7 protein-coding genes, 1 tRNA gene and 1 pseudogene are annotated in these 8,614 nt (G+C 63.3%); all 9 read right to left on the reverse strand.

All coding sequences use genetic code 11. The features are described from left to right. Positions 1–15: 15 nt before the first annotated feature. Complete coding sequence (gene rpoB / locus D7Y61_RS22160; RefSeq protein ID WP_180869360.1) at positions 16–4,170, reverse strand: DNA-directed RNA polymerase subunit beta; 4,155 nt, start codon at positions 4,168–4,170, stop codon at positions 16–18. A 365-nt stretch (positions 4,171–4,535) separates the two neighbouring features. Beyond that, entirely contained in the window at positions 4,536–4,904 is a 369-nt protein-coding gene (rplL, locus tag D7Y61_RS22165; protein WP_010480374.1) for a 50S ribosomal protein L7/L12, read from the reverse strand. Positions 4,905–4,967: 63 nt separating this feature from the next. After that, entirely contained in the window at positions 4,968–5,504 is a 537-nt protein-coding gene (rplJ, locus tag D7Y61_RS22170; RefSeq protein WP_010480377.1) for a 50S ribosomal protein L10, read from the reverse strand. Between the two features lie 385 nt (positions 5,505–5,889). Next, the gene (gene rplA / locus D7Y61_RS22175) at positions 5,890–6,588 is read right to left on the reverse strand and encodes a 50S ribosomal protein L1 (RefSeq protein ID WP_004154350.1); all 699 of its coding nucleotides are present in this window, start codon (positions 6,586–6,588) and stop codon (positions 5,890–5,892) included. 4 nt (positions 6,589–6,592) lie between these two features. Beyond that, on the reverse strand, positions 6,593–7,021 hold the full coding sequence (rplK, locus tag D7Y61_RS22180; RefSeq protein ID WP_004145248.1) for a 50S ribosomal protein L11: 429 nt from the start codon (positions 7,019–7,021) through the stop codon (positions 6,593–6,595). A gap of 257 nt (positions 7,022–7,278) precedes the next feature. Further along, positions 7,279–7,839, reverse strand: a complete 561-nt coding sequence (gene nusG, locus D7Y61_RS22185; protein WP_004154362.1) for a transcription termination/antitermination protein NusG — start codon at positions 7,837–7,839, stop codon at positions 7,279–7,281. Between the two features lie 10 nt (positions 7,840–7,849). Further along, entirely contained in the window at positions 7,850–8,263 is a 414-nt protein-coding gene (gene secE / locus D7Y61_RS22190) for a preprotein translocase subunit SecE (RefSeq protein WP_005408202.1), read from the reverse strand. A 49-nt stretch (positions 8,264–8,312) separates the two neighbouring features. Then, positions 8,313–8,388 (reverse strand) — tRNA-Trp (locus D7Y61_RS22195). A gap of 103 nt (positions 8,389–8,491) precedes the next feature. After that, positions 8,492–8,614, reverse strand: a pseudogene (tuf, locus tag D7Y61_RS22200) (elongation factor Tu); the annotation flags it as partial.

Consider the following 8,614-nt stretch of genomic DNA (forward strand, 5'->3'; position numbering starts at 1 on the left):
CCGCGCCGGCATGGATCAGTTGTCTTCCAGTTCCATGTTGATGGCCAGCGAGCGGATTTCCTTCACGAGCACGTTGAAGGATTCCGGCATGCCCGCGACCATCTCGTGCTCACCGTCGACGATGTTCTTGTACATCTGGTTGCGGCCCTGCACGTCATCGGACTTCACCGTCAGCATTTCCTGCAGGGTGTAGGCCGCGCCGTAGGCTTCCAGCGCCCAGACTTCCATTTCACCGAAGCGCTGGCCGCCGAACTGCGCCTTGCCGCCCAGCGGCTGCTGGGTGACGAGCGAGTACGGACCGGTCGAACGGGCGTGCATCTTGTCGTCGACCAGGTGGTTCAGCTTCAGGTAGTGCATGTAACCCACGGTGGTGTGGCGATCGAATGCTTCACCGGTGCGGCCGTCGTACAGCTGGGTCTGGCCACTGCTCGGCAGGTCGGCCAGTTCCAGCATGCGCTTGATTTCCGCTTCGGTGGCGCCGTCGAACACCGGGGTGGCCATCGGCACGCCGTCGGTGAGGTTACGGGCCAGACGCAGCAGTTCCTCGTCGCTGAACTGCGACAGGTCGACACGGTTGGCCACGTTGGTGTCGTCGTGGTTGTAGATGTCGTCCAGGAACTTGCGCAGGTCGGCAACCGCAGCCTGGGCTTCCATCATCGCCTGGATCTTGCGACCCAGACCCTTGGCCGCCCAGCCCAGGTGCACTTCCAGGATCTGGCCGATGTTCATACGCGACGGCACGCCCAGCGGGTTCAGCACGATGTCCACGGTCTCGCCCGAGGCCATGTACGGCATGTCCTCGACCGGCACCACGTTGGACACCACACCCTTGTTGCCGTGGCGGCCTGCCATCTTGTCGCCCGGCTGGATGCGGCGCTTCACGGCCAGGAACACCTTGACCATCTTCAGCACGCCCGGGGCGAGGTCGTCACCGGCGGTGATCTTGCCGCGCTTGTCGGCGAAGCGACGCTCGAATTCCTTCTCGTGCGCCTGGATCTGCTTCTGCGCGCGCTCGATGGCTTCCGAAGCGTCCTCGTCCTTCATGCGCAGGGCGAACCAGTCAGCCTTCTTCAGGCCGTCCAGGAAGGCGTCGCTGATCACGTCACCCTTCTTCAGGCCAGCGCCACCGTTGACCACCTTGCCCACGATCTGCGAACGCAGACGCATGTAGATGGCGGCTTCCAGGATGCGGAACTGGTCGTCGAAGTCCTTCTTGACGCGCTTGATTTCAGACTCTTCGATCTGGCGGGCGCGCTTGTCCTTCTCGATGCCGTCGCGGGTGAAGACCTGCACGTCGATGACGGTGCCGTCCATGCCCGGCGGAACGCGCAGCGAGCTGTCCTTAACGTCCGAAGCCTTCTCGCCGAAGATCGCGCGCAGCAGCTTCTCTTCCGGGGTCAGCTGGCTTTCGCCCTTCGGGGTGACCTTGCCGACCATGATGTCGCCGGCGCGGACTTCGGCACCGATGTACACCACGCCGCTCTCGTCCAGGCGGTTCAGCGCCTGCTCGGAGACGTTCGGGATGTCGGCGGAGATTTCCTCCGGCCCCAGCTTGGTGTCACGCGCAACGCAGGTCAGCTCTTCGATGTGGATCGTGGTGTAACGATCCTCTTCCACCACGCGCTCGGAGAGCAGGATGGAGTCTTCGAAGTTGTAGCCGTTCCACGGCATGAACGCGATCAGCATGTTCTGGCCCAGGGCCAGTTCGCCGATGTCGGTGGACGGACCGTCGGCCAGCACGTCGCCGCGGGCGATGACGTCACCCACCTGGACCAGCGGACGCTGGTTGATGCAGGTGTTCTGGTTCGAACGGGTGTACTTGACCAGGTTGTAGATGTCCACGCCTGCGTCGGTGGCACCAACGATCTCTTCCTCGTTGACCTTGACCACGATGCGGGCGGCGTCGATCTGCACGATCTCGCCACCACGGCGGGCGTTCACGGTCACACCGGAGTCACGCGCCACGGCGCGCTCGATGCCGGTACCGACCAGCGGCTTCTGCGCACGCAGGGTCGGCACGGCCTGACGCTGCATGTTGGCGCCCATCAGTGCGCGGTTCGCGTCATCGTGCTCCAGGAACGGAACCAGCGCGGCCGCGATCGACACGGTCTGCATCGGCGAGACGTCCATGAAGTGGACTTCCGCCGGCGGCTTCAGCAGCGATTCGCCCTGGAAGCGGCACGGAACGAACTGCTCGGTCAGCACGCTCTCGGCATTGGTCAGGGCGTTGGCCTGTGCAATGACGTACTCGTTTTCCTCGATGGCCGACAGGAACTCGACTTCGTCATAGACCTTGCCGTCCACGACCTTGCGGTACGGGGTCTCAAGGAAACCGTACTGGTTGGTGCGGGCGTACACGGCCAGCGAGTTGATCAGGCCGATGTTCGGGCCTTCCGGGGTTTCGATGGTGCAGACGCGGCCGTAATGGGTCGGGTGCACGTCGCGCACTTCGAAGCCGGCGCGCTCACGGGTCAGGCCGCCCGGGCCCAGGGCCGAGACGCGACGCTTGTGGGTCACTTCCGACAGCGGGTTGTTCTGGTCCATGAACTGCGACAGCTGCGAGGAGCCGAAGAACTCCTTGATGGCAGCGGCGACCGGCTTGGCGTTGATCAGCTCCTGCGGGGTCAGGCCTTCCGACTCGGCCATCGACAGGCGCTCCTTGACCGCGCGCTCGACGCGGACCAGGCCCACGCGGAACACGTTCTCGGCCATTTCACCGACCGAACGCACGCGACGGTTGCCCAGGTGATCGATATCGTCGACCACGCCGCGACCATTGCGGATCTCGGTCAGGACCTTGATCACGTCCAGGATGTCGGAGCTGTCGCCATGGGCGGCGACCAGGCGCTTGGACTCTTCGTCGTTGCGCTCACCGAAGTACTTGCTGTCGTACAGCACGGCTTCGCCGGTGGTTTCCTTGCGGCCCACGCGACGGTTGAACTTCATGCGGCCGACCGCGGACAGGTCGTAGCGCTCGAAGGTGAAGAACAGGTTGTGGAACAGGTTCTGCGCGGCGTCCTTGGTCGGCGGCTCGCCCGGACGCATCATGCGGTAGATCTCGACCAGGGCTTCCAGCTGGGTCTTGGTCGGGTCGATGCGCAGGGTGTTGGACAGGTACGGGCCACGATCCAGATCGTTCACCCACAGGGTGCCGACCGCATCAACACCGGCCTTGCGGAAGGCCTGCAGCTGCTCGTCGGTGATCTCGTCATTGGCCTGGGCCAGCAGTTCGCCGGTCGAGGCGTCGACCACGTCGTGCGACAGGATGCGGCCGACGATGTAGTCGTCCGGCACGGCCAGGGCGGCGATGCCCGAGGCTTCCAGCTGCTTGATGTGGCGCGCGGTGATGCGCTTGCCGGCTTCCACGATGACCTTGTCGCCGTCGGCGAGGTCGAAGCCCAGGGTTTCGCCACGCAGGCGCTCCGGCACCAGCTCCAGCTGGACGCCTTCATCCGGGTTGATGTGGAAGGTGTTGATCTCGAAGAACTCGGCCAGCATCTCTTCGTTGCTGTAGCCAAGCGCGCGCAGCAGGATCGACACCGGCAGCTTGCGGCGGCGGTCGATACGGGTGAACAGCGCGTCCTTCGGGTCGAACTCGAAGTCCAGCCAGGAACCGCGGTAAGGAATGATGCGGGCGCTGTACAGCAGCTTGCCCGAGCTGTGGGTCTTGCCACGGTCGTGGTCGAAGAACACACCCGGCGAGCGGTGCAGCTGCGAGACGATGACGCGCTCGGTGCCGTTGACGATGAAGGTGCCGTTCTCGGTCATCAGCGGGATTTCGCCCAGATAGACCTCCTGCTCCTTCACGTACTTGATGGCCTTGGTCGACGACTCACGGTCGTAGATCACCAGGCGCACGGTCACGCGCAGCGGGGCGCCGTAGCTCATGCCACGCTGGCGGCACTCGCGCTCGTCGAAGACCGGTTCGCCCAGCTTGTAGCCGACGTATTCCAGGGCGGCATTGCCGCTGTAGCTGGCGATCGGGAAGACCGACTTCAGCGCAGCGTGCAGGCCGTGGTCCGTGCGCTTGGCCGGATCGACGTTTTCCTGCAGGAATTCACGATAGGAATCCACCTGGATGGCGAGCAGGAACGGCACTTCGAGAATCGAGCGCTGCTTGCCGAAATCCTTGCGGATACGCTTTTTTTCGGTGAACGAATAGGACGTCATGAGGTCTTCCGCCTTGTTGTGCGGGCCGTGCGTCCACGACCCAGAAGGAAACTTGAAATTGTCAGTTGGAAGTCGCTGGTATTGCCGGCACCAGCACGCCTTCTCCCGCTACTTCCAACTGCCAACTCGTCTGCCACCACGCCCCTGCTGCCGCGCGCTGCGCTGGCCGGCCGGGGTTTGACTGCAGCCCGTGTTGGGCTTTTTGCTGCTTTTGAAACGGTAGAGTCGACTGTCAGTCGACCTTCTTCACAGCAGTCGACTGGCAGTCGACTCTACCAATACCGCAACAACGACCAAAGGCCGGGGGCTTACGCCCCCAGCCTTGGCTGCATCGCCGTGAATCGGTGACGATGCAAGGTAACTGCTTACTTGACTTCGACAGTCGCGCCAGCAGCTTCCAGGTCCTTCTTCATCTTCTCGGCGTCGTCCTTCGAAGCGCCTTCCTTCAGGACGCCACCGGCTTCGGCCAGGTCCTTCGCTTCCTTCAGGCCCAGGCCGGTGATGGCGCGGACGGCCTTGATGACTTCGACCTTCTTGTCGCCGGCCGACTTCAGGGTGACGGTGAACTCGGTCTGCTCTTCAACAGCAGCGGCCGGGCCAGCGGCAGCAGCCACGGCAACCGGAGCAGCGGCGGAGACGCCGAACTTCTCTTCGATGGCCTTGACCAGCTCCATCACTTCCATCAGGGACTTCTCGGCGATGGCGTCGACGATCTGTTCGTTGGTAAGGGACATGATTAATACCTTTGGATGATTTTCTGGGGTGAGGTTCCGTCAGGAACCACGGTAAGTCGAAACTCAGGCGGTCTCGGCGGCCGGCTCGGCAGCGTCGGCGGCGACATCGCCACCACCCTGCTTCTCGCCAACGGCCTTGATGGCGCGGGCAAACATCGTGACCGGCTCGGTCAGGACGCGGGCCAGCATGGCCAGGGCCTGATCGCGGGTCGGCAGCGAGGCCAGCACTTCGACGTGGCTTGCCGGGAACACTTCGCCACCGATGGCGACGACCTTAGCCTTCAGCTTGTCGTTGCCCTTGGCGGCTTCCTTGATCAGGCGACCGGCAGCGCCGGGCTCCTCGAGCGAGAACGCGTACAGCAGCGGACCAACCATCTGGTCCTGGGCGACTGCGAACTCGGTGCCTTCAACGGCGCGCGAAGCCAGGGTGTTCTTGACAACCTTCAAGAAAACACCGGTTTCACGAGCCTGCTTGCGCATCGCGGTCATCTGGGCGACCGTGGTGCCAGCGTATTCGGCTGCGATCAAGGAGTGGGCCTTGGCGGCGACGTCTGCCAGCTCGGCGACTACTTCTTGCTTCTGGGACAGATTGAGAGCCATTGCACTCCTCCTATTGAACTCCGCTTACGGCTCCTGCCGTGTGCGGTCCTGTGCGGCATCCGTCCTGGACGCCGGGAACATCGGGATGATGTTCCGGGGGGGTGGGCCGTTCCAGACCTGGAGGCAATCAGGGAAATCCCAGACATGCGTGAACCAGAAAAACTCCAGAAGGGCACCATCTACGCAGGTTGATTCCGGGGAATCGATTAAGCGTTCGTGACTGCTCCGGCGGCGACTCCTTGCCAGGTCGAGCTTCCGTGCCCGTCGCCGGTAGTGCCACGACCGCGCCTGCGGTCTTTGACGGCTACCGCGGGCGATGCACTGCCAGCGATGCCTTCAAATGTCACGACCACGGCGCCAGGGGCACCGTGACCGCTTCAAACAATTACTTCAGGGTCAGCGACGACTGGTCGACGGTGACGCCCGGGCCCATCGTCGAGCTGACCGAAACCTTCTGCAGGTAGGTGCCCTTCGAGGTGGCCGGCTTGGCCTTGATCAGGTCCAGCAGCAGCGCGGTCAGGTTCGACTTCAGCGCGTCTTCGGCGAAGTCGGCCTTGCCGATGGTGCAGTGGATGATGCCGGCCTTGTCGGTGCGGTAACGGACCTGACCCGACTTGGCGTTCTTCACGGCTTCACCCGGGTTCGGGGAAACGGTGCCGACCTTCGGGTTCGGCATCAGGCCGCGCGGGCCCAGCACGGTGCCCAGCTTACCGACGACGCGCATGGCGTCCGGGGTCGCGATGACGACGTCGTAGTTCAGATCGCCGGCCTGCATCTTCTCGGCGAGGTCATCCATACCGACGGCTTCGGCGCCAGCGGCCAGGGCTTCATCAGCCTTGGCACCGGCCGGAGCGAACACGGCGACGCGGACCGACTTGCCGGTACCGGCCGGCAGCACGGTGGAGCCACGGACCTGCTGGTCGGACTTCTTCGCATCGACGCCCAGGCGCACAGCGACGTCGATCGACTCGACGAACTTGGCCTTGGTGGCGCTCTTCAGGATGTTGATCGCGTCCTCGAAGGCGTATGCCTTGCCCGGAACGACGGCGGCCTTGATGGCCTTCTCACGCTTGGTCTGTGCCATCTTATTAACCCTCCACCACGAGGCCCATGGAACGGGCAGAGCCAGCGATGGTACGCACGGCGGCGTCCAGATCGGCGGCAGTCAGATCCGGTTCCTTCGCCTTGGCGATCTCTTCCAGCTGCTTACGGGTGACCTTGCCGACCTTCTCGGTGTTCGGGCGCTTGGAGCCCGACGAGATGCCAGCGGCCTTCTTCAGCAGGGTGGTGGCCGGGGTGCTCTTGGTGATGAAGGTGAACGTACGGTCCGAGTAGGCCGTGATGATCACCGGAACCGGCAGACCCGGCTCGAGCTTCTGCGTGGCAGCGTTGAACGCCTTGCAGAATTCCATGATGTTCAGACCGCGCTGACCCAGCGCAGGACCGACCGGCGGCGAGGGGTTGGCCTGACCGGCCTTCACCTGCAGCTTGATGTAACCGACAACTTTCTTTGCCATGAGTATGCTCTCCGGGTGCTAGCGCCTTTCGACAACAGGCTCCCCATCGGACCGGGAATCACGCGTCCCGGCATCGCGTTTTGAAATCATGCTGAAGGCCACCTTGCGGCGGCCTCGTCCTACTGGCTTCCCAGCGGGGAGCCGCGCACTATATCAGGTTTTTTCTTCACATGCCTGAAGCGGCACGTAAACGAGAGAAACCGGGCCAAGCCCGGTTTCTGGTCCGGAGTCGAGCATGGCTCGACTCTACAGCGGGATCAGACGGCCTTTTCGACCTGGCCGAACTCGAGCTCGACCGGGGTGGCACGACCGAAGATGAGCACCGAGACGCGCAGACGGCTCTTCTCGTAGTTGACTTCTTCGACGACGCCGTTGAAATCGTTGAACGGACCATCGGTGACTCGGACCATCTGGCCTGGCTCGAACAGCACCTTCGGACGCGGCTTCTCGACACCTTCCTGAACGCGGTTCAGGATGGCCTCGGCCTCGGAATCGGCGATCGGCAGCGGGCGGTCGGCGGTGCCGCCGATGAAGCCCATCACGCGCGGGGTTTCCTTGACCAGGTGCCAGCTTTCGTTGTCGATGCGCGGAATACCGGCTTCTTCGTGGGTCTCGATCTGGACCAGCACGTAGCCCGGGAAGAACTTGCGCTCGGAACGGCGCTTCTGGCCAGCGCGCATCTCGACCACTTCTTCGGTCGGGACCAGGACATCGCCGAAGCGCTCTTCCATGCCGTCACGGACGATGCGATCGCGCAGAGCCTGCGCCACCGACTTCTCGAAGCCCGAATAGGCGTGAACGACGTACCAACGCTTCATGCAATTCTCCTTAGCGGCTCAGGAACAACTGAACCAGCCACTGAATGACGTAATCGAACCCACCCAGCAACAGACTGAGAATGGTCACCACCACCATCACGACCCAGGTCATGCGGATGGCTTCCTGGCGCGTCGGCCAGACCACCTTGCGCAGTTCGAAGCGCGACTCGGAGAGGAACTCGCGGGTGTCGCGCCCCTTGCCGGTCAGCATGAACACGCCGATACCGCCAACCAGACCGACTACGACCGCCAACGCACGCAGCTGACCCGCCCACGCACCCAGCTGGGTGGCGCGACCGGAGTCGGCGGAGAACCAGAACCAGACGAACAGACCGGCCAGCACCAGCAGCGATGCGGCGACATACTTGACGATATCCCCACCGTTGGCGGAGTTGTCCTTGGAGTGTTCGATCTTGCTATTCATCAGGCTGTGTCTGCTTTAGCGGCCCAGGCCGCTGGATAAGGTGGGCAGATGGCACGCCAGGAGGGACTCGAACCCCCAACCTGCGGTTTTGGAGACCGCTGCTCTGCCAATTGAGCTACTGGCGTACGTTTTGAAACTTGCCTTCCCTTAGACGGCGAAGGCGGACCGAGGTTCCCGGCCCGCCATTCGCGTAACCGGCGGCGCTATGCAACCACCGGTACTGCAGGCTTACTCGATGATCTTCGAGACCACGCCGGCGCCGACGGTACGGCCGCCTTCGCGGATGGCGAAGCGCAGGCCTTCGTCCATTGCCACCGGGTTGATCAGGGTGACGACCATCTTGACGTTGTC

The organism is Stenotrophomonas maltophilia, assembly GCF_013464485.1.
Taxonomy (GTDB): Bacteria; Pseudomonadota; Gammaproteobacteria; order Xanthomonadales; family Xanthomonadaceae; genus Stenotrophomonas; species Stenotrophomonas maltophilia_AW.

Excerpts from the sequence above, each read along its gene's own strand:
- rpoB (WP_180869360.1), bottom strand. The coding sequence starts at position 4,170 with ATGACGTCCTATTCGTTCACCGAAAAAAAGCGTATCCGCAAGGATTTC.
- rplL (WP_010480374.1), bottom strand. The coding sequence starts at position 4,904 with ATGTCCCTTACCAACGAACAGATCGTCGACGCCATCGCCGAGAAGTCC.
- rplJ (WP_010480377.1), bottom strand. The coding sequence starts at position 5,504 with ATGGCTCTCAATCTGTCCCAGAAGCAAGAAGTAGTCGCCGAGCTGGCA.
- rplA (WP_004154350.1), bottom strand. The coding sequence starts at position 6,588 with ATGGCACAGACCAAGCGTGAGAAGGCCATCAAGGCCGCCGTCGTTCCG.
- rplK (WP_004145248.1), bottom strand. The coding sequence starts at position 7,021 with ATGGCAAAGAAAGTTGTCGGTTACATCAAGCTGCAGGTGAAGGCCGGT.
- nusG (WP_004154362.1), bottom strand. The coding sequence starts at position 7,839 with ATGAAGCGTTGGTACGTCGTTCACGCCTATTCGGGCTTCGAGAAGTCG.
- secE (WP_005408202.1), bottom strand. The coding sequence starts at position 8,263 with ATGAATAGCAAGATCGAACACTCCAAGGACAACTCCGCCAACGGTGGG.